Annotated in this window: 23 protein-coding genes and 1 pseudogene; 5 read left to right on the top strand and 19 right to left on the bottom strand. The window is 60.0% G+C overall.

Features of this window, described 5'->3' with window-relative positions:
* Positions 1 to 12: 12 nt before the first annotated feature.
* Together J2Z17_RS24175 and J2Z17_RS24180 are read left to right on the top strand one after the other, a co-directional pair.
* Positions 13 to 885 carry an amidohydrolase family protein gene (locus J2Z17_RS24175; protein ID WP_209949250.1) on the top strand — a complete coding sequence of 291 codons (873 nt, stop codon included), beginning with the start codon at positions 13 to 15 and terminating at the stop codon, positions 883 to 885.
* 12 nt (positions 886 to 897) lie between these two features.
* On the top strand, positions 898 to 1,698 hold the full coding sequence (locus J2Z17_RS24180) for an SDR family NAD(P)-dependent oxidoreductase (protein WP_209949252.1): 801 nt from the start codon (positions 898 to 900) through the stop codon (positions 1,696 to 1,698).
* A gap of 520 nt (positions 1,699 to 2,218) precedes the next feature.
* Here the strand turns inward: J2Z17_RS24180 and J2Z17_RS24185 are convergent.
* The 19 genes and pseudogenes from J2Z17_RS24185 to tssH all read right to left on the bottom strand — a co-directional run bounded on the left by J2Z17_RS24185 (position 2,219) and on the right by tssH (position 20,061).
* Positions 2,219 to 2,608 carry a hypothetical protein gene (locus J2Z17_RS24185; protein WP_209949254.1) on the bottom strand — a complete coding sequence of 130 codons (390 nt, stop codon included), beginning with the start codon at positions 2,606 to 2,608 and terminating at the stop codon, positions 2,219 to 2,221.
* Positions 2,609 to 2,810: 202 nt separating this feature from the next.
* Positions 2,811 to 3,824 carry a beta propeller repeat protein gene (locus tag J2Z17_RS24190; RefSeq protein WP_209949256.1) on the bottom strand — a complete coding sequence of 338 codons (1,014 nt, stop codon included), beginning with the start codon at positions 3,822 to 3,824 and terminating at the stop codon, positions 2,811 to 2,813.
* Positions 3,825 to 3,835: 11 nt separating this feature from the next.
* A complete protein-coding gene (locus tag J2Z17_RS24195; RefSeq protein WP_209949258.1) occupies positions 3,836 to 5,374 on the bottom strand; it encodes a DUF4150 domain-containing protein in 1,539 nt (512 codons plus the stop codon).
* Positions 5,371 to 5,859: a hypothetical protein gene (locus tag J2Z17_RS24200; RefSeq protein WP_209949260.1), complete on the bottom strand. Its 489-nt coding sequence runs from the start codon at positions 5,857 to 5,859 to the stop codon at positions 5,371 to 5,373. The genes J2Z17_RS24195 and J2Z17_RS24200 overlap by 4 nt, the downstream gene beginning before the upstream one ends.
* 14 nt (positions 5,860 to 5,873) lie before the next feature.
* Positions 5,874 to 6,716: a hypothetical protein gene (locus J2Z17_RS24205; protein WP_209949262.1), complete on the bottom strand. Its 843-nt coding sequence runs from the start codon at positions 6,714 to 6,716 to the stop codon at positions 5,874 to 5,876.
* Positions 6,717 to 7,025 (bottom strand): hypothetical protein, encoded by a 309-nt coding sequence (locus J2Z17_RS24210; RefSeq protein WP_209949264.1) that lies wholly within the window; start codon positions 7,023 to 7,025, stop codon positions 6,717 to 6,719. It lies immediately after the preceding gene.
* Positions 7,026 to 7,119: 94 nt separating this feature from the next.
* Positions 7,120 to 7,896: a GAD-like domain-containing protein gene (locus J2Z17_RS24215; RefSeq protein WP_209949266.1), complete on the bottom strand. Its 777-nt coding sequence runs from the start codon at positions 7,894 to 7,896 to the stop codon at positions 7,120 to 7,122.
* Positions 7,897 to 8,068: 172 nt separating this feature from the next.
* Positions 8,069 to 8,302, bottom strand: a pseudogene (locus J2Z17_RS24220) (contractile injection system protein, VgrG/Pvc8 family); the annotation flags it as partial.
* A 16-nt stretch (positions 8,303 to 8,318) separates the two neighbouring features.
* Positions 8,319 to 8,792 (bottom strand): competence protein ComJ, encoded by a 474-nt coding sequence (gene comJ, locus J2Z17_RS24225; protein WP_209949268.1) that lies wholly within the window; start codon positions 8,790 to 8,792, stop codon positions 8,319 to 8,321.
* A gap of 1 nt (position 8,793) precedes the next feature.
* Complete coding sequence (locus J2Z17_RS24230; protein ID WP_209949270.1) at positions 8,794 to 9,537, bottom strand: NucA/NucB deoxyribonuclease domain-containing protein; 744 nt, start codon at positions 9,535 to 9,537, stop codon at positions 8,794 to 8,796.
* On the bottom strand, positions 9,534 to 10,697 hold the full coding sequence (locus tag J2Z17_RS24235; RefSeq protein ID WP_209949272.1) for a hypothetical protein: 1,164 nt from the start codon (positions 10,695 to 10,697) through the stop codon (positions 9,534 to 9,536). The genes J2Z17_RS24230 and J2Z17_RS24235 overlap by 4 nt, the downstream gene beginning before the upstream one ends.
* A gap of 4 nt (positions 10,698 to 10,701) precedes the next feature.
* The gene (locus J2Z17_RS24240) at positions 10,702 to 11,100 is read right to left on the bottom strand and encodes a PAAR domain-containing protein (protein WP_209949274.1); all 399 of its coding nucleotides are present in this window, start codon (positions 11,098 to 11,100) and stop codon (positions 10,702 to 10,704) included.
* A 182-nt stretch (positions 11,101 to 11,282) separates the two neighbouring features.
* Entirely contained in the window at positions 11,283 to 12,008 is a 726-nt protein-coding gene (locus J2Z17_RS24245) for a hypothetical protein (protein ID WP_209949275.1), read from the bottom strand.
* A gap of 42 nt (positions 12,009 to 12,050) precedes the next feature.
* A complete protein-coding gene (locus tag J2Z17_RS24250; RefSeq protein ID WP_209949277.1) occupies positions 12,051 to 13,598 on the bottom strand; it encodes a polymorphic toxin type 46 domain-containing protein in 1,548 nt (515 codons plus the stop codon).
* Between the two features lie 11 nt (positions 13,599 to 13,609).
* A complete protein-coding gene (locus tag J2Z17_RS24255; protein WP_209949279.1) occupies positions 13,610 to 13,975 on the bottom strand; it encodes a hypothetical protein in 366 nt (121 codons plus the stop codon).
* A 10-nt stretch (positions 13,976 to 13,985) separates the two neighbouring features.
* Positions 13,986 to 16,121: a type VI secretion system tip protein TssI/VgrG gene (gene tssI / locus J2Z17_RS24260; protein ID WP_209949281.1), complete on the bottom strand. Its 2,136-nt coding sequence runs from the start codon at positions 16,119 to 16,121 to the stop codon at positions 13,986 to 13,988.
* 41 nt (positions 16,122 to 16,162) lie between these two features.
* On the bottom strand, positions 16,163 to 16,669 hold the full coding sequence (locus J2Z17_RS24265) for a hypothetical protein (protein ID WP_209949283.1): 507 nt from the start codon (positions 16,667 to 16,669) through the stop codon (positions 16,163 to 16,165).
* 139 nt (positions 16,670 to 16,808) lie between these two features.
* Positions 16,809 to 17,285, bottom strand: coding sequence for an Hcp family type VI secretion system effector (locus J2Z17_RS24270; RefSeq protein WP_209949285.1), 477 nt, complete (start codon positions 17,283 to 17,285; stop codon positions 16,809 to 16,811).
* Between the two features lie 118 nt (positions 17,286 to 17,403).
* On the bottom strand, positions 17,404 to 20,061 hold the full coding sequence (tssH, locus tag J2Z17_RS24275; protein ID WP_209949288.1) for a type VI secretion system ATPase TssH: 2,658 nt from the start codon (positions 20,059 to 20,061) through the stop codon (positions 17,404 to 17,406).
* A 229-nt stretch (positions 20,062 to 20,290) separates the two neighbouring features.
* Here tssH and tssA point away from each other — a divergent pair, with 229 nt between their 5' ends.
* The 3 genes from tssA (at position 20,291) to tssC (ending at position 23,524) form a co-directional block, all read left to right on the top strand.
* Complete coding sequence (tssA, locus tag J2Z17_RS24280) at positions 20,291 to 21,385, top strand: type VI secretion system protein TssA (RefSeq protein ID WP_342454459.1); 1,095 nt, start codon at positions 20,291 to 20,293, stop codon at positions 21,383 to 21,385.
* 69 nt (positions 21,386 to 21,454) lie between these two features.
* Positions 21,455 to 21,970 (top strand): type VI secretion system contractile sheath small subunit, encoded by a 516-nt coding sequence (gene tssB, locus J2Z17_RS24285; RefSeq protein WP_209949290.1) that lies wholly within the window; start codon positions 21,455 to 21,457, stop codon positions 21,968 to 21,970.
* A gap of 72 nt (positions 21,971 to 22,042) precedes the next feature.
* The gene (gene tssC, locus J2Z17_RS24290) at positions 22,043 to 23,524 is read left to right on the top strand and encodes a type VI secretion system contractile sheath large subunit (protein WP_209949292.1); all 1,482 of its coding nucleotides are present in this window, start codon (positions 22,043 to 22,045) and stop codon (positions 23,522 to 23,524) included.
* Positions 23,525 to 23,570: the final 46 nt, after the last annotated feature.

Raw genomic sequence — 23,570 nt, forward strand, 5'->3', positions numbered from 1 at the left:
AGGAATGATTTCATGACGACAGGCGCGCAGACCTATGTCGACACCCCGTCGAAACCGGCCATCAAGCTTCCCGCTGGAGCTTGCGACACCCATTGCCACGTCTTCGGTCCGCTCGACCGCTTTCCCTATGCGCCCGAGAGCAAGTTCAAGCCCGGCGCGGCGCCGAAGGAAAGACTGTTCGCACTCCACGACATGGCCGGCATCGAGCGCTGCGTCGTCGTGCAGTCGGGATGCCACGGCTTCGACAATGCCGTCACCGCCGATGCGATCGCGGCGCGGCCGGGTCGCTATCTGGGTGTTGCGCTTCTGCGGCCCGACGTCTCCGACGCGGAGATCCGCCGTCATGACGCGCAGGGCTTTCGGGCGATCCGTTTCAATTACATGGGCCATCTGGCACCGGGTGCCACCATCGACGAGCTCAGCGCGCTGGCCGCTCGTCTCGGCGATTTCGGCTGGCATCTGCAGATCCATATGGAAGCCGGGCTGATCGCCGAAATGGCGCCGGTGCTGGCATCGCTGCCGGTGCCGGTAGTGATCGACCATATGGGTCGGGTCGATGCCTCCCTCGGCCTGGATCAGGCACCGTTCACGGCGCTGATGCAGCTGCTCGAAAACGATCATGTCTGGGTCAAGGTCAGCGGCTGCGAGCGATCGTCGCGTCAGGATGCGCCCTATGCGGACGCCCTGCCTTACGCGCGCAAGCTCGTCGAAACCTATTCGGAGCGGGTCCTCTGGGGCACCGACTGGCCACACCCCAATTTCCGCGCCGATCCGCCGGATGACGGCGTGCTGTTCGACCTTTTGCAGGCGATCGCGCCGACGCCCGCCCTGCTGCAGGCGCTGATGGTCGACAATCCGATGCGGCTCTACAAATTCACGGCATAAGGAGGAACGGCCATGTCAGCACGGCTTCAGGATCGTATCGCCATCATCACCGGTGCCGGTTGTGTCGGGCCCGGCTGGGGCAATGGCCGCGCGGCAGCGGTGCGCTTTGCGCAAGAGGGCGCCAGGATCTTCGCGGTCGACATCAGCAAGGACGCCTTGCAGGAGACGATCGAGCGGACCCGGGCAGCGGGCGGCGAGATCGTCGGCCATATCTGCGACATCACCGACACCAATTCGGTCAAGGCGATGGCCGATGCCTGCGTCGAAACCTTCGGCGGCATCGACATCCTCGTCAACAATGTCGGCGGATCGGCCAAGGGCGGCCCGGAGGCGATGGACGAGGAGACCTGGGAGCGCCAGGTGCGCTTCAACCTGACCAGCGTCTACTATACCTGCCGGCATGTGCTGCCGCATATGCGCGCGCGCAAAAAAGGCGCCATCGTCAACACATCCTCGACCTCCGGCATGCGCTGGACGGGCGCTGCCCAGTCGGCCTATGCGGCGACCAAGGCCGGGGTCATCCAGTTCTCCCGGGTCGTGGCGGTCGAATATGCGCCGCATGGCATCCGGGTGAATACCGTCGTTCCCGGACAGCTCCACACGCCGATGGTCGAAACCAGACTTGCGGGCCAGCGGGCCGGGGGCGATGTCGAAAAACTGCTGTCCGAACGCCTGGCCCGCATTCCGCTCGGCTTCATGGGCGACGGCCGCGACACGGCCAATGCCGCCCTCTTCCTCGCCTCCGACGACGCCCGCTTCATCACCGGCACCGAACTCGTCGTCGACGGCGGCATGACCGCGCGCTGCGACTGACCTTTTCGGGCTCCGCCACCGCACCATGTACATGCGCCTTTTCTTCTTTGCTCACGGTTCGCATTGAAAAGAACCGTCAACAGATCCGCAAAGATCCCTTGCGCGTCGTCAAATACAACTTCGCAGCGACCGAAAACCCCACAAAGTTGCGCCTGGTTCAATCGATCACCTCCGATATTTGCGCGCGCTGCCATCACACCATCAGCAAGTTGCCCGACTTCGCCAGATATCAAAGGTGATTGGCCTGGTAATCCCCCCGTTCTTAACGGGGCTCGGCAGTAGAATTCACGCGGCCATTTTCAGTTTCTGCGCGGGTGTGATGCCGCCGGTCGCAGGCGTGGGCGGGAAGTGGCAGGCGTGAGCGGAGCGGATGTCGGCTTTGCGGTGGGCTTGGGGCATGCTCGACTTCCTCTTCTCATCGTCCCAGACGGGCAAGATCATCCCAGAGCATCAAAGTGTAGTTTTAACTCGGCCAGCACTTCGCGTGCGTTGTCAGGTGTGATCGACCATCGCTCGCATGTCAGCCTCCCAAATGACGGCGCAGTTTCTCGGTAATCTCGCTGAGGTTGGAAGGCGTAACGTTCCAGCGCGCAGGATTGTCGTATTCGAAGTCGACGTTGTATCCATTGCTCGACCGATTGAACTGGACGAGCATTTTGATGAGCGCCTTGTCGTTTTCCCGCTTCAGCCAATCGCGATAGGCAGCAGCCTCCTCGCGAACAAGCCGGGGGCGAATAGCGATGGCTTCCCAATCGCCGTTGGCATCATAGGAATATCCGTAGGTCTCGCTCACTCTGTCATCCTCGAAAGCGATCACAAGTGAGAATTCTTCCCAATTCTGCGGCTCAACCTCGTCAGAAGTGATTATCGCGGCAACCAAGGTCCCAACGAATTCTGTTTTCTCGGACATACATTACTCCACGCTTCTAAACGGCACGCGGCTCAACATCTGACCAGCTTGGTTTTTGAAATCCGGCCGGGACGAAGACACCCACAGATCTGGCCGCCATAGAGGTTGCACCAAGGCACGATAGTTATTCGGAATTGGGGGATGCTCTCAGGGTCAACTCTCCGCGCCTATTGTGGGGTCAGATCCCTTGCCGAAACACAGTTTAAAAGGCAGTATTGTCCTGATGCTCGAAAAACTCGAAGCTGGAACCGTCGTAGCGGAACGCATGACGGTTGGTCGCAATCCAGAGCACGTCATCAGAAAAGCTGTCGAGGCAGATGATAGGACTACGCTCGTTCAGCTTGCCGCTGGTGATCAACTGTGGCCGCCCGTTCGCGAACACATAGAGCCCATGCGTCGTGCCGAAATAGACCTTGCCCTGGAACACGCGCACCGACCAGATGTAGTTCTCCGGAAAAAACTCCCCCAGGCTCTGGAAGCCAGACCGCACATTGCCGCGAAGGACGGCTCCGTATTGTCCGACGACCCAGACTTCATCCTCCGACACGCAATGAATGCCTGTCAGCACGCCGTCGGTGCCGGTCTCGATCTTGCTCCACGATACACCGTCGAAGTGGAAGAGATTGCCGCCCAACCCGCACACGTATACGTCGTCTTCGCTGGTGCCATCGATCTCGATGAAATTCGGCGCCTCGCGCATCGACTGGGTGAATTGCCGAAGGATGTCATCGGTGAGGGTGGCTTCGTCCGGTAGCGGCAGGTCTTGCACACTGCGTCCAAGCGCCACCAACTCTTCATCGATCGCAGTCCAGCCACTCGCATCACGTCGATAGACCTGGCCATAGTCGCCACAGACAAAGAGGGTCGTGCCGATCTCGCGGATACAGGTCACGTTGCCAAGTTCGCGTCCATCGGTGAGGCCGACACCTGGAATCTGTTCGAATTTGTCCCCGAGTGAATTGGCAATGCGTACCCAGCCTTTTTCAGATAGTGCACACGATGCTCGCGGTCTCTCCGCAGTAGCCTTCCGGACACAAATCGACACCGCTTGATGGCCTGGCCAGTCGCGATAGGACCAGAGATCCTGACCATTTGGCGAAAGAAAATATATCCGGGTGTAATCGGCCTCTTCTTCGAGACCATCTGGGATTGTGGATATGATGAAAACATCATCGGCACCAGCGCATGCTGCAACAAAACTGACCGGAACAACCATTTTTTCTATCCTCAGAACGGATCCACATTCGGATTATTGCCAGAGCCGCTGCCAACTGCGCTAGGGTCGACGGAAGTCGTTCCGCTCGGGTCGGCGCGAAAGAGGGTGGAGCCTGAAAGCTTGCGTTCGTTGCGGTGATAGTTCCGCAACTGACGTAATAGGTCGGCTGGATCGCAACCAGTAACAACCGCTGCTGATACGACGCCTACTTTTTCAAGATTTTCAAGCTTTGCCGTGCCTGGTGGCTCGCCCGCGGCACCGAGCTTTTTCTCACCGTCGTTGTAGATACTGTGAATGACACCATGCTCATTGAGTTTTGGCCCTTTAAAGACGGGTGTCCCGCCGTCGACGCAGATGCAGTATCCATCGGCATGCGGAACCCCGCCCTTGTAGAGGGCCCCATTTTTACCCGGCGCTCGAAACGCGCGATCCGCCACAACATGATGCGGCGTCGAGTAGGGTGCCGCGTCCGCGCATCCCTTCTTATAAGGTCTCAGCCTGCAATTTCGGCGGCGTCGCCGTCTATCCTTGGTAGACACATTGTTCGGCGTCCGCCCTGCGGGTTCCGGCGGCGGTGTGAGTGTGTCAAGCTCCGTCTGTTTCTCCTTGGTGGCCTGATCGACCATATATTGCAACTGAAGACGTTCCTCAGCAGATGGATCTGCCGCTATCTCATTAGCGTAGTCTGTTATCGTGCCCGGATACCAGCGGCCTAAGTCGGTATTCTTGAAATTGGAATTGACGTTCGAAGCAATAGCCTCCGGCGTGCGTCCCTGGTTTACGAGATCTTGGTGATGGGCCTCCTCCAAACGCTTCGGCATTCCGGCTAGCCGATGAAAAGCCTCCTCTATCAGGGCAATTTCGGTCATCAGTCCGATCTTCCACCAGCGTCGCCACCCGCTCCCCGGCTCCGTCGCGGGAGGCTTGGGTTCCGTCGGCGGCTTGACCTGGGGCGGCTTGACGTCGGGTGGGGGGAGCGGCGCCGGGGGCTTCGTTGTCGGGCTGGATCCGGGTCCGGTAAAGCGGCCGTTCTGGTCCAGGTATGCATATTGCTGGCCGGATTGGAATGCGAAGGGAGTGGCATCGCTCATCACGAGACGCTGGCTGGAAGAGGTAGATGCCTCCGTCGGCTTTTCCTTCAGAGGCGGCGTCGGTTCGAATGTCAGATGGTGCTTCGGCCAGCTGAGCTTTCCCACCGTGTTCTTGTTGTTCATCCACCATTCGTCGTCATGACGCGTCGCCCACTCTCCCTCGATTCGCACGGTCTGGGAGTGCGTCTTGCGCTGGCAGATGGAGGAGACCGTTCCCGATTTGACCCCGAGCCCTGTTCCGGGCTCGTCGCCCATCGATCTCGTCACAAGCGAATTCTGCTTGTGGGCGCGTTGCCCGGTCAAAAATACGGACGAGGCCGTATTCGCATCGTCGTTCTGATAGGCAATGATCGTATATGGCACAGGCGCCACTGGAGAACGGCATACGTCAGGGTATTTCGAGATGATAATACCTTCGGGCGTTGCCCGGCTGCCTTCGCGTGGCGGTGGCAGGCTCATGGCGGACGCCCCTTGGCCTCTTCGTATAAGGCCGAGATCGACGAACCCAGTCTCGCCATCAAAATGCGACTAAAACCTTCCATTCCCTCATTGAATGTCAGTTCGATTACGCGCGCGTTCTCCAGGAAGAACGATACTCTTCTGTCACCGGCTGCGATCGCGGAGGGACTTCCGCGTGCAATATTGTCAGTCAACTTTGTGACTACGCTATCAAGTGTCTCGCCCTGCGGATCGAGTGAGAAGGGCATTGATGCCGCGGCGTCACCCGTGGCGCGCTGGAGCACGATATCCTCGGGAATGCCCGCGCCCGTCCGCGGCAAGATTTCGAATGTCAAAACCCATCCATGCGATCTGATTGCACCCCGACCGTTGCGAATGTCATCTACGGCGGGAGGGACTTGCTTGAGGAAATTCTGCAACCTATCAATCCATGCTTCATTGCCGCATGTCCCGATCCGTTCAAAGAGTTCATCGCCAAAAGACATTACGTCACCGCCGATCACCCGTTGCCTGGATAGCGAACCCGGTCCCAGCTCTTGCCATCGAAACGAACGATCTCCTTGTGGCCGACGGCGAGCAGCATATCCTCGGTGGCGCTGAGCCAGGAAAGGCCACCGATCTCGCGGTCGAGACTGGTCTCGACCCGGGCGAGGCGGCCATTGTCGCAGACAAAGAGCCCGCCGCTACCGCCGCTGGCGGCGAGGTAGACCTTTCCGGCAAGAACCGCCATGCGGCGGAAGGTCAGGTCGGACGGCAGCCGGGCTGCGGGCCGAAAGCCGTCGCGATGATTGCCGATCAGCAGGACCTGCTCACCGCAAACCAGGATCCGGTCCTCGTCCAGCACGGCGATGTCGAGCAGCCGGGCTTCGGTCTCGAGCGGCAGGCGCCGAAAGCCGCCCTCGTCTGTACGAACCGCCAGAAGTCCGTCCTTTCCGCATACATATACCTCATTTTGATGCGGCCCGTTGATGCCGTAGATCAGATCGTCGCGATAGACTTCGGTGAGACGCTCCGCCCATCTATCCGTAATGTCAGGATGTTCTGCCAGATAGTCTGTTACAGAATAGCCCTTTGCGATCCAGTCAGCCGGAATGAATTCCAATTGCCAGTTCGGGTCGATTTCCGGCCGGAAGAAAGCCGGGTCGAGCGGTTCCCAGGCGCCCTTGGCGCGGCGGTAGGTCTGGCCGCCTTCGCCGGCCGCATAAAGCTCGTCACCGATCTGACGCAGCCGTGTCAGCCGGCCGAGCCGCAGCCCCTGCTGCCATGACCGCCCGGCATCGACCAACGGCTCGTCGGCAAAATCCGGATCGGCGGATGCCACCAGGCCCGGTTCATCGAGCACTCAGAGGATCCGTGCATCGACCTTGTCCCAGAAAAACAGGCTCATGTCGCTGACGACAAAGGGATACTCGTCAAAAGCCCAGTCACGCCCCTCGCGTTGCTGACCTCGGGCATATTGCAGCACTGCCGAGAAGGGTGCGAAGGGCTCGGCGTCGTCACGGCAGCCACAGACATAAAACACGTCCCAGGATACGGCCTGGCAGCAGGTAAAACTCAGTTTCATCGTTCTGCCATGTTGTTGAAGGGTCAGGCTTGCAACCTGCTCCGGACGGTGCGGCATCCCGAGTAGCTCGGCAGGATTACGCGCCACCGACGGCTCAGTTGGCGTCCGCTCAGCGGCGGCTTTGCACCAAGACCCTTGCTCTCCAGTCAGTTGGTTCGTTGCTACACTTTCCGGCGTGACGCTATTGCGGCCCGAGAAGGCGTTTGGGAACCGGTCTGCGCAGCGGATTGTCGGAATTGTTGGGATCCTTCTGCCAGTCTCTCAGCGTGGCGGGCCCAAGTTGCAGGTGGAACAGAAGGTGCTCGACGAGACCCACCTTGCGCATGTCTTCCGGATAGCCTTCCCCACCCATCTGGCGAGACGGGAAGAAGCCGAAGATCTCGCCGGGTTCCAGCAGGCCAAACCGGTTGGATGCCGAGGAAAAAAGGGCATAATCCGAGTAATCGTCGTGCATGTCACGGCTAAGGGAATATCCTTTGACGCGGATAGCGTGGCCGAGGGCGAAATCTGGGCTCATTTCATTTCCCCAGCCGTCGAGAATGGGCCCTTCTGGCTCAGCCGACACGGTTCTCTCAAACCCGGCTAAATCTATGTATGTCAAATGGTATTTAGGGCTCCAAGCCATAATCCGACCGTCATAAAAGTACGCACAACAATCAAAATCATCGGCAGAGAATTCCGGGTCACCCTCGAACACCGCCTCCAGCACGGGCTTGAGCAGATCGGGATCACAAATCCAGAGGTAGCCCTTAAGCAGCGCACCGCGCCCATGCTGCAGCCAGAACTGGATCATACCGTCAGGCAGCCGACCTCGGTATTTCTCAACCTCAGCTTCAGTAAGAGGCGTGACATGGGTCATCGGCCCAAGAATATCGGCAATATCGTGAAATGGTCGTTCCCGATCCGTGAGCGGAACGTCATGAAGCTGTTCGTAAGTGAATTCGACCTTGTCACTCATAAAGGCGCTCCTGTCGCATCTGAGCCCCGACCGGGGCAAACCCTCAGTCGCGCATTCATCACCGGGCATCCATTGGCTTGAAGCCTTGCGGCATGCGCGTCAAGTCTTTGCAAACGATCGCCGCCCTTCACCCCTCGGCCCTGAGACCACTGGGCACCGATGATGCCGTTTTCTGCACCCGCAGCTTTTCCATCCGCTCGTTGGCGGACACGTCGAGCGCCCGGCTCGGATATTCGTAGAGCTCGCGCTTTGTCGCATCCGGCATCTGCACCAGCGACGGCGTCATCGTGCCGGGCACCATGTTCGGCGTCTCGAAGTTCCAGTCGGCCCCTGCCCGCTGGCCCGGCACGTAGCTGAAGCGCTTCATCCATTCGGTGATGGGGTTGCGGTCGGAAGAGCCTTGCGAGCAACCTTGTGCAAGTTCACGCGTGCTCGGCATCCCGCCGAAGGACCTGATCGGTCTCGAGCTCATCACCCTGTCTCAGGATCGCAAAATCCGGCGCATCTGATTCAACGAATGTCAGTGCCAGCGTGAATGCCTGATCTTTTGCAGCATCCCCCGGCAAAGCCTGAAAAACCAGATTGTATTGCCCGGTCGGAACGCGGATGTCGCGCATGGCGCCGATCGTGCCGACCTTCAGCGGCTTGGCGTCAACAACGAACGGTACCTGTATCGCCCAATAGGCCGAGGAGGCCACTTCGACGGCTTGCGCGCTATCCACCATGACAAGGCATTCGCCGTCATGATCCGGCACGCCGAAACTCACGATACCCTCAGACCATGCAAAGCCCTGGGCGACATGCTCGTCATCCCAGAGCAGGCCCGGGCGTGGCAGGTCTGCCAGATGCACGACGACCTGGGTATAGAGAACGGTCAACGGAAATTCAGCAATCATGTCATGGTCCTACGGTCATCGTGATCTTGCAGCCCTCCGTTGCGCCGGTCAATTGCGCGGCGATCTGGCCACCGGCGCTACGGTTGTCGCTACGTGGAATATGGCGCACGCTGGCGCCGGCGCCACCCTCGGCAAAGGTGGCCGGGGGATATTCGTCGCGGTCCATGCCGGGCTTTGTCGGAATGCCTCTCAGCGATGCTGCTCGCCTGGCGGTCGTGCCCGGTCGATCGAGCGTCAGCACCGAGGGATATCCGGACGCCTGGGCGTCGGCGATATGCTGTGCGGCCTGCGGAGAGGCTGTCCGGGAGATAACGACGCTACGTGCGCACGGACAGGTCTGGCAGGTATCGGTATCGGCCTTGGCGTCCGCCTGGTCGGCCGCCTCGTTGCCAAACAACCAGTCCCGCGCGTCATCGATCTTCTGATTGACATAGCGACCCGCATCCGTGTCGTCGACCCAGGCCCCGGCGCTGGTTCCGGCCGCATAGCCGCCGGCAGCCCCGACGCCGGCGCCAGCTACGCCGCCGGTGACCGCACCAATTCCGCCACCGACAACTGCCCCACCGGCAGCGCCAGGTACAGCGCCTACGCCTCCGGCAAGTGCGCCGCCTGCCGCCCCGACGCCGGCCCCGATCGCGCCTTCGACGGCAGCACCGGCCGCAGCCCCTTCCACGGCCCCGACCGCTCCACCGCCGACGAGACCCAGACCGCCGAGCAGATTCTCGAAAAAGCCGCCGTCACTCATGCGGCACCACTGGCGGTCTGTCGTGCCATGGCCCCGGCAATACCCGACATGAAGGCCCTCATCTGATCGTCAGGCGACTTGCCCTCACGCGCGATGAAACGCAGCGCCTCGCGATTGTGGAGCACCCTGCCGCCCGTCTTGCACATGACGAAGGCCCAGCGGCAATGGGCGCCTTCGGAGACAAGTCCGAGCCGCGTGCCGCTGACCTCGCTGACACGGATGTGTTCGCGCAACTGGTCCTCGCTCACATCTTGCGTTTCGGACGGACAGGTCTGCCGCAGATAGTCCACACGTCTTGTCAGGTTGGCCGCACGCCTTGCCTCCTCAATGCCCTCCACCTGGCGGATGTCCAGCCTGAAGGGTCCCGGTGCCGGGGATACCGCGCTTCCCGGGTGGCGGATCCGCTTCAGGCCGCCGCCCCATTCCGGCTCCGGCGCGAAGAACAGCAGCGCCGCCGGCCCGAGCAGCCGCGCGACCTGCTCCGGCTCCAGCGCCGGCACCACCTGTATCATCACATTGGGATCGGCGTGGCGGAAGATGACCCGCTCATAGGCATGGGCCATGGCCACACCACCCGGACGCCTCACCGTTCGCGGCGCGTCCTTGCGGGCGACCAGCATCTGGTTGATCCGGCGCAGATGGCGGGAAAGCGTCTCGGCGGTGACGGATCTGTCCGTGACCCAGAAAACGGCGCCGGGACGGTCGTCGATGACATCCAAAATCTGCCGCAGCCGTTCGGCCACCCGATCGGGATCATCGATGATATCCGAGGGGAGAACCCCGCCACCTGTTTCGCCGCCGACCGCGACATGGGCGGCCATCTCCGCCGCCATCGCCGCCGCCTTCGCCTCCAGCGCTTCGTCGGAAAGATCTTCGTCCTCACCGTCGGCTGCGGTTTCCTGAGGCGCGCGTGAAACCAGATAGGGATCGACAAGCCATGGCCCGCCGAGCACCGTCTCCGCGTTGCCCGGCACCTGCCGGTAGAGCGGGCGAAAGGACATGCCGGCCGCGTTCAGCCGCGCCGGCAGGGCCGCATAACGCGCGCCATCCATCACCACATAGATGCGGTGGGCGCCGCCCTCGACCAAATCGTAAAATTGTCGTTCCAGGGCATCCCGGACATCCTCGGGCCGCCGCTCGGCACGCTGGGTCAGGGCCATTGCGTCACCCTCGCACGCCGGGCGTGGAACTGGCAGCCATCGCCTTCTGGCACGGCGTGCCGCTGGTCGACGCACCCGCGCCGCCGGCACCGCCCCCTGCACCATCATCGCCGATATAGACATTGGAGGAGCCCGTCTCGGCTGACCCGCCGCAATCGATCGCGTCACCGATCCGGCCGGCAGCCTTGCCGTTGATGAAAACCGTCGCCGATCCCGCGGCCAACGCCCGCGGATGCGGACCCGCATGGCCAGCCACGCAGGCATGCGCCGCATAGGCATCGCCCACCCGCATCAGTGGACGACCATTCACATAGACATCCGGACTGCCGCCGGTCGCAGGCGTGGGCGGGAAGTGGCAGGCGTGGGCTGAGCCGATGTCGGCTTTGCGGTGGGCTGGGGGCATGCTCGACTTCCTTCGAGAGATTATAACCATTCACAACAGAACTTGACGCCCATACTTACACAAGGTTCGCGCAAGTCAATATATCGGACACCTGCAAGAATTTTATATACTAAACTGCAAAAAACAGCATATACATGGTCAAATATTCCAAAAATAATCATCCTTATCGCACCAAAGATCGATCAAACCAACGATGAAAATTCCGCTCCGTAATTGTCAATATTCTCATAAAACAAAGACACGGGAGTACCTATACTATTTGGAGAATAGATATATTTTTTTATACAATTCATCCGCTCCAATAAAGGACGATTTTCGTACAAAGCATCACGGTATCGAGACGGAAAATTGAATATTTGCTTTGCGACGATAAATTTATACCTAACATTATCTATCAACGACGCATAAATAAATGGGTCCAAATTCATGAGGATCTTGTCAATAGCAAATCCCTCCTCAGACCTCTCGTCGACATCAGAGTATCTCTGCTTCAGGTTGTCGACTGCATTCGCTATCTCCTTCTCTCTCTTCCGTCCATCAGGCCCAAACAGCATATTGCTGGAAACAGCCTCCTCCTTCACTTGGATAAATAAATGGAAGAATGGATGCTGAGCCATGCCTCGTTCGACCGATTTCTCATAGGTGGCCTCCCAGGACGAACGCATCAAACCGGTGATAGCCTCGTCCATAGTCTCTTCACCTTCAATACAGCGAATTAGAAAGGCGTACTGATTCATAATTGCCTCAAAAGAAGCGTAAAATCCGGGTGTGGCGTCACCATAGAAACTGTCAATCTTGATTGCCTCTTCATCCCACCTGACAACATCCTCACGGGTCGAATAAACTTCATGGACAAAATCGTCGTAGGAGCGAAAAGGTATATGAATCGGTGAGCCAGCCTTAGACATAGACATTCCTTTTTTGTTGGAGGCAGCATAATGAAGGTGTTACTACGGGGACTTCGTCACCCATTGATCGTAGAAGTCAACGATATCTGAAAAGTTCTTATAAGAACGCCCATATTTTAAACTTTCATCCAACAGGATATCTTCCCAGCCTGTTTTAAGTGTAGTTGATCTGCCGATATCGGCCTCATTTCCACGAATTGCCTCTCGCCATGGGACTTTCGGACGTGTGCTATCCAGCGAAATAGCGGGTTTCATGTCATCCGGCACATATAGCTGTTGCCCGCCACCTCTATATTGAAAACTGCTCGATTTGGTTGTCCAATCATCGCCTGCGTCCGCCGCCCTAGCACCTGTTCCGAGCAAACCATGAGCGTCTTCGGTGAAACTGACGCTAGTGCCCTCTCGACCATAAGGCGCGATACCCAAGCCGTGCGGGTCACCTGCGTTTGTTGGATCAACCCAATTGCCTGGAGGCCGCCCTTCTCCATTCCACTGAAACATCTTCTCATTCGCGGATATGGGACGAACTCGGATGGGCTGGCTAAGATTGAAAGATGTCCCCCCCGTCAAGTTGTCGGTGTCACCGTGGTAAGCTTCGGAATATGCGGTGACCATTTTTCGTCTTGCGGCGATATGCGCTGGAGTCTTCCCCGACTCCCCAGCCAAAGCAATGTCCGCGTCGCTGACACCCCTACTATTAAGCTCTTTGCGCCAATCAAGCCGACTTATCGGTTTGGCCAATCGTTTGGGATCGGTATCAGCATGCCCGTGATCGCGATCCTTAGTCGTGTTGCCCATATTATCGGATCCGAGAACTCGCTTCTCTGCATCCGTTAGTTCAGCATCAACATCAAGTGCCCGGTAGAAATCTTCTTGGACGTCAGCCTTGCCTAAACCTGCCTCAACGACACGTTTTTTCATAATATTTCTGGAGGCTTTGACGGTTATTTTGACCAGTCTGGATCCTTTTGCGGTCACCCTGGCGACGATTTTGAGAAACATCGCCGCGCCAGCCATTCCCATTGCGGTAAGAGCCGCCGCCACCCCAGTCTCAATGATAGAGAAGCCTGCGTCTACCGATGCTTTACAAAGTGCAACTTTCCAGGTTCCATTCTGAAAGGCTGCGATAATGCTGTTATATGTATCCTTTAGCGAGGCCCAAAGGTTCGACCAAAAGTCTTTGAAACTCTGGTGCATAAGCGCTGTGCGTTGAGCTTGAGCCTGCTCAAAGGCTTGGGCCGTCGAGTTTTTTGCGAGCAACGCTTCTTGTGCAGCGCCTGAATTCTGCCCGTGTAAAATGCTTGCGAGCTCAAACTCGTGCTGAGCCTTCTCCATCTCGCTACGGGTACGCTCTTCCTCATCAGTGGCTTTGCGCAAATCCGTGGGAATGCCGAGTTCATCGATCATCCGCTTGACGAGGGCCCTCGCTGCGGTGACGTCATCGCTTGATCCAACTCCGGCAAGAAGCCCTATAAACCTTACCGTTGCCGCGTATTCATACGCCTTGTCTGTCGCATACACGACGCAGGATGAACCATCTGTGTGCGTGTCATCCGTTTGAACATCTGTGAATGCGGCAGCGCTACCCATGGATCAGTTCCTCAAAGCCCGCTCAACTTTGTCGAGAAAAAGTTCTGGTCCAGAGATCGGGTACTCATCCGCTGGAAGTTGATACGCTTCCCCGGAGCAGGCCCAAACCCATCGACATTCACGCCCATGACCAAGCTTTGAATCTCTTTGTGGGCGAGTTCAAGCGCATCCGAATTTGCCTCGAGAGACGGCAACGACTTGGCTATCAATCGGGATACCGCCTCGAACTGTACCACCGAATTAGGTTCAAACTCGAAAGGATCGCTCAGCCTAGTGGCGCCCAGACCAGCAAAAAATTTATCTCTATATTGATCTCGCAACTTTCTGCGTTCGGGTTCATTCTTGATGAACTCACCGTCGTCATATCTTCTTGTCAAAGGTATTTCCTCACGGATTTAAGTCGATTTTCCCGGCTTTCAGAACAATGCCCACATCGGCTTCGAATGTTATCGTGCCCTCTTCCCTCATCGTGATCTTGGTTTTCCCACACACAATTTCGAATGTCTTTCCCACGACCACAGTCTTGTTCTGACCAACTTCTTCATAGGCCCCCATTTGAATAGACTTATTTTCAATGCCTCCAACGGATAATTGATAGCCTCCACCAACCGCCAGAACCTTGGCGCCACCGACTATCTCACTCGAGCTTAGCATCACCGTCTCGGCTTTATTCTTGCCAACTCCGACGACCATGTTGCCCTCCCCCATGTTCAGGGCATTCAAGAAGCCGAGCTTGTCCGTGAAGCTACCAAGCTTGTCGGTCAGCAAATTGCCCATCTTATCCCGGAGGATGCCCATCGCCGAAACAACGCCACGCTGCAGAACATTCGGCCCCACCATCAGCGTCATATTGCCGCCGATCACCTCGTGGTGGTTGTTGCCCACTTCGATCGTCTTGTTGTGACCGATCGACTCGGCCTGATTGTTGTCCACGCGCTTGGAGCGTGAGTTTTCAACATGAAGGCGATGGTCCCGCTGGGCATGAAGGTAGATCTCTTCAGCTCCTGTAGCATCTTCGAACGTCAGCTCATTAAAGCCCTCGCTCTTGTAGCTGTCCGTCCGGAACACGCTCTTCGTCTTGTTATCGGGAAGCGTATACGGCACCTTCTGCTTCGGGTTTGGCACTACCCCCGTCACCAGTGGCCGGTCCGGGTCGCCGTCGATGAAGGCGACCATGACTTCCATGCCGATGCGCGGGATCACCTGGCCGCCCCAGCCGGCGCCCGCCCAGTTCTGCGCCACGCGGATCCAGCAGGTGTCGGACCCGTCCTTCTTCGCCTTGCGGTCCCAGGGAAACCAGACCTTGATGCGGCCATACTGGTCGGGATGGATCTCCTCGCCTTGCGGACCCGCGACGATCGCCACCTGCGTGCCCTCGATCCGCGGGCGGTGCGTGGCCCGGTGCGGGGTCATCGGCACGCGCGACGGGATCGCCTCGAAGCTGTTTAAATATTCCGGATTGTTGTCGCTGGTCTCATAGGAACGATCGACCACCTGGTGGCGGATCACCGAGATGATGTGCTCCTCGTAGTCGTGGTCGGGGTGGGCGACCTCGTACGGGGTGAAGCGCCGGCCGGCCTCGAGGATCCGGCTCGTCGACTTGCCGAAGATCCGCTCGTGGTCGGCCTCGCTTGCCTGCACCCGCAGCTTTTCCATCCGCTCGTTGGCGGACACGTCGAGCGCGCGGCTCGGATATTCGTAGAGCTCGCGCTTTGTCGCATCCGGCATCTGCACCAGCGACGGCGTCATCGTGCCGGGCACCATGTTCGGCGTCTCGAAATTCCAGTCGGCGCCTGCGCGCTGGCCCGGCACGTAGCTGAAACGCTTCATCCATTCGGTGATGTGGTTGCGGTCGGAAGAGCCCTGCGCCAGCCGCACCCGCCCCTCGCCCTCGGCACTGTCGGAGGGACCCGACCAGCTGTTGGCACTGTCGGCCACCACCAGCTTGTGGCTGCCCTCCTTGTGCTCGAACCACCAGAACAGCCCGTCTTCCTCGAAGCGACGCAGCAGGAAGTCGAGATCGCTCTCGTTCCACTGGACCGAATAGTGCTGGGCGGGCGGCATGGACACCACGCCGGAGGTGTCGGGGGCGGGAATGCCATGTTCGGAAAACAGCGTCTCGACGATCTCGACCGAGGTCTTGTCCATCCAGATGCGGCAGTCGGTGCGGCGCGACAACAGCCACATCTGCGGGCGCAGCGTCAGCTGGTAGGACCGCAGTCCGCGGCTGGCCGGCGGCCCCTCGAAGAGATCCGTCACCAGCCCGTTGAACGGCCGGCGCACCGCATCGTCATCCTCGCCCTGGCGCACCTCGAGCGACACATCCGTCAGCCGGCCGATCAGTTCTTCCGGCTTGACCGCCTCCTTCTTGGCACGCACCGCGACCGTCATCTCGAACAGGCGGTTGACGCCCTCCTCGATCTCCATCCGCTCCGGCAGCAGCTGGTCCTGCCCAAGCGGCGAGGACACCCGCAGCACACGGCTTGCCTGGACGAAGTCTTCGGCGGAGGGTTGGTCGTTCATGAGCGATCATCCTTGGATGCAACCGGATCTTTGCGGGCTGCCTATTTCAGCTCGCCGACGAGATAGGCGTAGCGGAACTTTGTGGAGCTGTTGGGCGGGATGGCATCGGCCTTGGGGCCGTACATGAATTGCGCGGTCAGGACCTCGCCGCTGTCGGCCGCCGTCGGCACGGTTCCGGCAAGAAAGGCATTGCGTGGAAAATAGCTGCGCGTCTCGGCGAAATTGTTTTCCGAATAGTTGAACTGCACGACGAAGGCGCGGTGCCCCTTGGCCATCATCGCCTCGAGGATCTTGCCCTGGTTGTTCTCCAGCCACTTTTCCAGCCAGTGATGCAGGGAATAGCTGTTGAAGGCTTCCGCCGCCATCCGCAGGCCGGCAGCCGCCGCCCCTCCGCGCGCATTGCGGGCACCGACATCGCGCGGTCCGGGCGCATAGGTGATATAGTCGAGGCTCGGGCCCCGGCCCATGCGTGTCATCGCCTTCGACTGATCGTCCGGATTGGCGATCCTCATCTTGAGCCGATCCGACTCCACGTTGAAATCCGGCATGTCCCCTCCAAAAAATCCTAAAGGCTCGGCGCTGCTGCGCGATAATCCGTCGGTCCGGTGGCCGTTGAGGCAGCGGACCGATATCCAAGGGAGGAACCGGCGCTTGGCGGCGCGCCGGCTCCAAAAGGCGACCTGACGATCAGGCGGCCTTTGTGGTCGACAGATCGTAGGATGCGATCATCGGCGACTTCGGCGAGTTGTCCTCGTCGTAAGGCGTGTACTTCACTTCCATCTTGGTGAAGTTCAGGCGGATCGTCTCGACCGGGCGGTCACCCGAGGAATCGACCGAGTAGCTGGCGATCAGCGTGTTGGTCAGCAGGTATTCGATATAGGTGTTACCCGGATTGCCGGTGGTCACCAGATGCACGACGGCCTGCTTGCCGGTGCGGCCGGCGCAGGCTTCCTGGAAGAGCTTGGTCGAGGAGCTGTCGCTGACCTTGGTCAGGATGACTTCCGACACGGTCGGCTCGGAGGCTTCGCGGTTGGCCGTGGAGCCTGCGGAGGTGTTCATGCTGCGGGCCACGTTCCAGTGCAGGGCCTCGATATCCATCCACTTCTTGTGTTCCTCGTGGGTGGCATCGCCCTGAATACCGTCGATCTGAAGATAAATCGGCATATTCTTTGCTCTCCTGTCTAGCTTCTGTTCGCCTTATGGCGGTTTACATTTGGTCCGAATTCAGCCGCCCTCGCCGGTCGTCCCGGCCAAATCGGCATCTGCATTCCAGGCGCGCCCGTTAAGAGACGGCAGGGAATTTCTTGGTCGCCGCGTCGCGAAACGCGGCGATGACGAAGTGGTCGTCCTTCAGGGTGACCTCCACCGAGGTCACCTTTTCGCCAGCCGCAACGCGGTCGAGGAAATAGCTTGCAAGCGGCGGCAGCAGATCGCGACCGATCATGATCTCGATGGCCCGGGCACCGATCTCGCTGCCGGCGGCGCGAGCCACCAGCGCGTCGCGCACCGCCTCGTCGATATGGAATTCGTGGCCATAAGCGGCGAGCACCCGCTCGCGGATGCGCTCCAGCTGGATGTCGACGATCTTCGCCAGCGCATCCTTGCCGAGCGGCATGAACGGCAGGATGACCGTGCGGCCGAGAAAGGCCGGCTTGAACTGCTTTTGCAGCTCCGGCATCAGCAGGGCTTCCAGCGCTTCGCCGGTCGGCATGGTGTCCGGATCTTCCGCCAGCGTCGCCAGCAGATCCGAGCCGGTATTGGCGGTCATGAAGATCGTGGTGTTCTTGAAATCCACGTCACGGCCTTCGCCGTCGCGCAGCGAGCCCTTGTCGAACACCTGGTAGAAGATGTCCTGGACACCCGGATGGGCCTTGTCGATCTCGTCGAGCAGTAGCACGCCGAACGGACGGCGGCGCACCGCTTCCGTCAGGACGCCGCCCTCGCCGTAACCGACATAGCCGGGCGGCGAGCCGAGCAGCATGGAAACCTTATGCTCTTCCTTGAACTCGGACATGTTAATCGTCGTCAGCTGCCCGTTGTCGCCATAGAGCAGGTCGGCCAGCGACAGCGCCGTCTCCGTCTTGCCCGTACCGGACATGCCGACCAGCAGGAAAACGGCAGGCGGGCGGCGCGGATCGGTCAGTCCGGCGCGGGCGGCCCGCATGGCGTCGGCGATCCTTCCGATCGCATCCTGCTGGCCGATGACCCGTTCCTGGAGCTGCACATCGAGTGCACGGGCGGCCGAAATCTGATCGGTCAGGAGCTTGCCGAGCGGAATTCCGGTCCAGCGCGAGACGATGGCGGCAATCACATGGCGATCGACAACCCGGGGGATCAGCCGCTCCTCGCCACTGGCCGTCAGCGGCAGCGCGCGCCGCCTGCCGAGCTTGTTTTCGCCGCGCAGCGGTCGGACATTTTCCGCAAGCTCCGCGGGCACGTCAGGCACGGCATGACCGGCATCTTCCGCGCTTGCGTCCTCGGCCTCGAGCGCTGCCAGTTCACGCTGGAAACGCTCATCCAGCGTGTCGACCTCGCGCTGCAGCCGCGCCTGCTCGGCGGCCAGGGCCAGCTTGCGCTCGGCGCTCTCCTCAGAGGCCGGTTCGCGCTGGAGCCATTCAGCCTCGACGGCCAGCATCTCCAGCTCTTTGCCAAGCATGACCAGCTGTTCCGGCGCGGTCTGCCGCGCCAGCGACACGGATGCGGCCGCCGTGTCGATCAGGCTGACGGCCTTGTCGGGCAATTGGCGCGCCGGCATGAACCGGACGGACAGTTGCACCGCCGCGACGATGGCTTCATCGAGAATCTTGACTTCGTGGTGCTTCATGAAGGTGTCGGCGACACCGCGCAGCATGCGCACGGCCGTTTCCTCATCCGGCTCCCGCACATAGATCGGCTGGAAGCGCCGTGTCAGGGCCGCATCCTTTTCGAAATAGCGCTTGTATTCGCTCCAGGTGGTGGCGGCGATGGTGCGGACCTCGCCCCGCGCAAGCGCCGGCTTGAGAATGTTTGCCGCATCCCCCTGCCCCTGGCCGCCGCCCGCACCGATCAGGCCATGCGCCTCGTCGATGAACAGGATGATTGGCTCCGGCGAGCGCTTGACGGCGTCGATGACGCCGTTCAGGCGGCGTTCGAACTCCCCCTTGACGCCGGCCCCCGCCTGCAAAAGGGTGAGATCGAGCATCAGCAGGCGCACGGATTTCAGCTTGTCCGGCACGGCGCCCGCATGGATCTCGAGCGCCAGCGCTTCGGCCACGGCCGTCTTGCCGACCCCGGCTTCGCCGACGAGAATCGGGTTGTTCTGGCGGCGGCGCGTCAGGATATCGACCATCTGGCGCAGTTCGGCGTCGCGCCCGATCACGGGGTCGATGCGCCCCTCTGCAGCGTCGCGGGTCATGTCATGGGTGTAGAGATCGAGAAATTCCTCGGTCGACCCCCTGGACGCCAGGGCGGCCGGCGCAGAGGCACCGTCTTCGGCAACAGCTTCGGCGTCTTCGGCAAGCTTTTCGTCCAACAGCGAGCGATTGAGGCTCTTCAGTGCGGGAAACAGCCCGCGCACCAGGCTGCGCAGCGCGACCTCCTGGTCGAGTGCCGCAATCAGATCGTAAGGGGTGACGGACTGACGGCCCGCCTGCAGGGTAGCCGTCAGCCAGGCCTCGCGGCAAAGCGCGATCAGGTTGGGTGAGAGCGTCAGATCCTGGCCGGAGCCGATCCGGCCGTCGTCGAGTGCCCGCTCGGCCTCCCGCTGCAGCATGATCGGGTCGATGGCAACGGCTGAAAAGGCGGCTGCCGTCGCATCGTCGCGGGCGAGCACGGACAGCCAGTGGGCGATGTCGACCTGATCGTGCGGCCGTGCGGCGGCGACCGAAGCTGCCTGTTCCAGCGCGACCCGTAGCGCCGGTTGCAGCCTGTGGATCAACCGCTGGACGTCGATCTGCGGCATGCCTCACCCTCTCTCATAGCGTGTATTTCAAAGCGGAACGCCGAAACCGGGAATTGGTTTCGTTGATTAGGTCGAGTAAATATCAATTTTGTCCAAAAGGTGTTCATCTTACCCAAAGCTTAACAAAAACGAGTCGCGCCTCTCTTTCGCCGCATTTTGGAAAGTCATATGCGGCTCTAGCTCTAAGGAGCGTCTATCTATGTGACAATTTTTTGAAGGATATGCTGCAGTGCTCGTGACCACGCTCACAAAACCACTAGATTTAGGGGGTAATTGTGGAATTAATATTCGTCACGACGAAGCCACACGTGAGCTATACTATAAGCTTAAGGATGAAAGAAATCAGGCCCGCGCAGAAGAGAGATCCACTCAACCAGGTGAAGCTTTCAGGTTGTCCCAGCAATGGTCCAATGTCCACAATCAAGGATTGCACCTGCTTACTTCGGTAACACGCGATATCGAAGTATTCGCTTGGCTAGCAGAGTCTAATCTTCGACTATTTGGAATTGCTGGATTAGGCGAGGTCTATGAGGCAACAGCGCGTATACTTAGTAATTTTTGGGAGGACGTCCATTCGATCGAAGCGGACGACCTAGAGGAGAGAGTGGCGCCGCTTGCCGGGCTGAACGGCATGGGCGCTGAAGGCACCATCATCCAGCCGATCCGGCTGACGTCCCTGATCCCGGGCGAGCGCTTCGGCCATCTTTCGCTCTGGGACTACGAGCTTGCCCAACGCCCCGGCGAGACCGCCAGACGCGAGTCCCTGGAAAAAGCCGCAACCGAAGCGGGAACAGATGCGCTTACGGCGCATTTGGCAGATGTGACCACGTGTCTGCAGGCGTTCGAGAGGTTGAACGATGTGCTGTCCCAGAATTGCGGCGAACTGGCCCCCGGCAGTTCCAACACCCGGAATGTCCTGCTCCAATTTGCCGCCGCCTTGCGCGCGCTCGGGGCGCGGGACGCAACCGGCATCGAACCCGACAAAGGCATACCGTCTCCAGTCCAGGCAGACGGTCAACCCCACCCCCATCCGACCGAAGGCCAACTCACCGCAGCGCCCTCTCCCGCCCAGCAGGTGTCGCCCGAAGGCATCCGCTCCCGCGAGGAGGCCTTGGAGTTGCTGAAGACCGTGGCCCGCTATTTCCGCAGAACCGAACCTCATTCGCCGATCTCGATGGCGATCGAGACACTGGTCCTCAGGGGGCGGATGGATTTCGCCGAACTGCTCGCCGAACTCCTGCCGGAACAGCAGGCCAGGATGTCGGTGCTGACGGCCGCTGGCATAAGACCGATGCAGGACAAGCCGGACAAGACCCAGAGCTGACAATTCATGCGGGGCTGATGGCCCCCGACATCATTCAACCGAACAAGACAAGACGAAGGAGAGATGCCAATGGCAAGCGTTCACGAAAAGCTGGAGCGCGTGCGGAAACCGCGGGTTCACATCAAGTACGAGGTGGAGACCGAAGGCGCGATGGTGGTGAAGGAATTGCCCTTCGTCGTCGGCGTTCTCGGCGATTTCTCGGGCAATCCGACGGAGCCGCTCAGACCCTTCGGCGAGCGCAAGTTCGTGCAGGTCGATCGCGACAATTTCGACGATGTAATGCGCCGCATGACACCGGGCCTGGAAATGTCGGTGGCCAACACGCTCGCCGATGACGGTTCCGATATCCGCCTGAACCTGAAATTCGAGAGCATGGACGACTTCCTGCCGGGTTCCGTGGTGCAGCAGGTTCCGGCTCTCAAGGCCCTGCTCGACGCCCGCAACGAACTGCGCGACCTGCTGAGCAAGGCGGACCGGTCGGAGGATCTCGAGCGTTTGCTGGAAGAGATCCTGCAGAACAAGACGGACCTTTCGAAGCTGATCGCGGAACTCCAGGACCGCCCCAGCGAGGCCAGCAGTCAGTAACGTCGCAAGGCGCGACGACGGCCTGAGCGAGGGAGACCTCGCAGGCCCGCCCCAATTTGGAAGGAAAAGCACATGAGTGCCGAAAGCATGCTGAAAAGCGAAGGATCGGCAGCGGTCTCTGAAAACGAGAACCTGCTGACCAAGGTCATCGCGGCCACCAAGCAGACCGAGCCCGACCGCGCGCACAACCTGCTGCGCACGTTGACGGACCAGGCCCTGAAGGGAACGGTCAAGTATGACCGCAACCTGACGGTTACCATCAACAACGCGATCGACGAACTCGACCGCACGATCTCCCGGCAACTGGCCGCAATCATGCAGGCGCCGGAATTCACCAAGCTGGAGGGCACCTGGCGTGGCCTGCACTACCTGGTGAAGAACAGCGAAACCAGCGCCAATCTGAAGATCCGCGTGTTGAACGCCACCAAGCGCGAACTGTCGCGCGATCTGGCCAAGGCGGTGGAATTCGACCAGTCCCGGCTGTTCAAGTCGATCTACGAGGAAGAGTTCGGCACGCCGGGCGGCGAGCCGATGGGCGCGCTGATCGGCGACTATGAATTCGACAGTTCGTTCGACGACATCCAGCTGCTGCAGGGCACCTCGTCGATCGCGGCTGCTGCCTTTGCCCCGTTCATCTCGGCCGCAAGCCCGCAGATGTTCGGCTTCGAGGACTATCGCGGCCTGTCGCGTCCGCGCGATCTGGAGAAGATCTTCGAGACGGTGGAATACGCCAAATGGCGCAGCTTCCGCGAATCGGAAGATTCGCGCTTCGTCACGCTTGCCTTGCCGCGCGTTCTGGCCCGCATGCCCTACGGCCCGCAGACCAATCCGATCGACGAATTCGTCTATGACGAAACGGTCGATGCCAAGAACGGCGAACTCGCTCACAACGACTATACCTGGATGAACGCCGCCTATGTCATGGGCACGCGGCTGACCGAAGCCTTCGCCAAGAGCGGCTGGTGCACGGCGATCCGGGGCGCCGAAAACGGCGGCAAGGTGGAAAACCTGCCGATGCACGTATTCCGCTCCGACGATGGCGACCTTGACCTCAAATGCCCGACCGAAGTCGGCATCACCGACCGTCGCGATGCCGAACTCGGCAAGCTCGGCTTCCTGCCGCTCTGCCACTACAAGCATACCGACTATGCCGTATTCTTCGGCGCCCAGACGACGCACAAGCCGAAGCTTTACGACAAGCCAGAAGCGACCGCCAACGCGGCCGTCTCGGCGCGCCTGCCCTACATGATGGCCACGTCGCGCTTTGCCCACTACCTGAAGGTCATGGGTCGCGACAAGATCGGCTCGTTCATGGAGGCGAAGGATTGCGAAGTCTGGCTGAACCGCTGGATTGCAAGCTATGTCAACGCCAATGACGATGCCGGCGAGGAATCCCGCGCCCGCTATCCTTTGCGCGACGCCAAGGTCACCGTGCAGGAAATCCCGGGCAAGCCGGGTTCCTACAATGCGGTCGCCTGGATGCGCCCCTGGCTGCAGATGGAGGAATTGACCACATCGCTGCGCATGGTCGCCCGGATCCCGTCGAAGACCTGATCATCGCAACATGAGCATTCGCAGACGGCCGTTACAGGCGGTCTGC

It is taken from the genome of Heterorhizobium halophytocola (assembly GCF_017873095.1).
GTDB classification, from domain to species: Bacteria; Pseudomonadota; Alphaproteobacteria; order Rhizobiales; family Rhizobiaceae; genus Allorhizobium; species Allorhizobium halophytocola.

What these genes read in the sequence shown, in the direction of transcription:
- tssH (WP_209949288.1), bottom strand. Translation starts at nt 20,061, where the DNA reads ATGCCGCAGATCGACGTCCAGCGGTTGATCCACAGGCTGCAACCGGCG.
- J2Z17_RS24195 (WP_209949258.1), bottom strand. Translation starts at nt 5,374, where the DNA reads ATGAGCCTGCCACCGCCACGCGAAGGCAGCCGGGCAACGCCCGAAGGT.
- tssI (WP_209949281.1), bottom strand. Translation starts at nt 16,121, where the DNA reads ATGAACGACCAACCCTCCGCCGAAGACTTCGTCCAGGCAAGCCGTGTG.
- J2Z17_RS24250 (WP_209949277.1), bottom strand. Translation starts at nt 13,598, where the DNA reads ATGGGTAGCGCTGCCGCATTCACAGATGTTCAAACGGATGACACGCAC.
- J2Z17_RS24270 (WP_209949285.1), bottom strand. Translation starts at nt 17,285, where the DNA reads ATGCCGATTTATCTTCAGATCGACGGTATTCAGGGCGATGCCACCCAC.
- J2Z17_RS24200 (WP_209949260.1), bottom strand. Translation starts at nt 5,859, where the DNA reads ATGTCTTTTGGCGATGAACTCTTTGAACGGATCGGGACATGCGGCAAT.
- J2Z17_RS24180 (WP_209949252.1), top strand. Translation starts at nt 898, where the DNA reads ATGTCAGCACGGCTTCAGGATCGTATCGCCATCATCACCGGTGCCGGT.
- J2Z17_RS24230 (WP_209949270.1), bottom strand. Translation starts at nt 9,537, where the DNA reads ATGAGTGACGGCGGCTTTTTCGAGAATCTGCTCGGCGGTCTGGGTCTC.
- J2Z17_RS24240 (WP_209949274.1), bottom strand. Translation starts at nt 11,100, where the DNA reads ATGCCCCCAGCCCACCGCAAAGCCGACATCGGCTCAGCCCACGCCTGC.
- J2Z17_RS24175 (WP_209949250.1), top strand. Translation starts at nt 13, where the DNA reads ATGACGACAGGCGCGCAGACCTATGTCGACACCCCGTCGAAACCGGCC.
- J2Z17_RS24185 (WP_209949254.1), bottom strand. Translation starts at nt 2,608, where the DNA reads ATGTCCGAGAAAACAGAATTCGTTGGGACCTTGGTTGCCGCGATAATC.
- tssB (WP_209949290.1), top strand. Translation starts at nt 21,455, where the DNA reads ATGGCAAGCGTTCACGAAAAGCTGGAGCGCGTGCGGAAACCGCGGGTT.
- J2Z17_RS24215 (WP_209949266.1), bottom strand. Translation starts at nt 7,896, where the DNA reads ATGAGTGACAAGGTCGAATTCACTTACGAACAGCTTCATGACGTTCCG.
- comJ (WP_209949268.1), bottom strand. Translation starts at nt 8,792, where the DNA reads ATGATTGCTGAATTTCCGTTGACCGTTCTCTATACCCAGGTCGTCGTG.
- J2Z17_RS24265 (WP_209949283.1), bottom strand. Translation starts at nt 16,669, where the DNA reads ATGCCGGATTTCAACGTGGAGTCGGATCGGCTCAAGATGAGGATCGCC.
- J2Z17_RS24235 (WP_209949272.1), bottom strand. Translation starts at nt 10,697, where the DNA reads ATGGCCCTGACCCAGCGTGCCGAGCGGCGGCCCGAGGATGTCCGGGAT.
- tssC (WP_209949292.1), top strand. Translation starts at nt 22,043, where the DNA reads ATGAGTGCCGAAAGCATGCTGAAAAGCGAAGGATCGGCAGCGGTCTCT.
- J2Z17_RS24245 (WP_209949275.1), bottom strand. Translation starts at nt 12,008, where the DNA reads ATGTCTAAGGCTGGCTCACCGATTCATATACCTTTTCGCTCCTACGAC.
- J2Z17_RS24190 (WP_209949256.1), bottom strand. Translation starts at nt 3,824, where the DNA reads ATGGTTGTTCCGGTCAGTTTTGTTGCAGCATGCGCTGGTGCCGATGAT.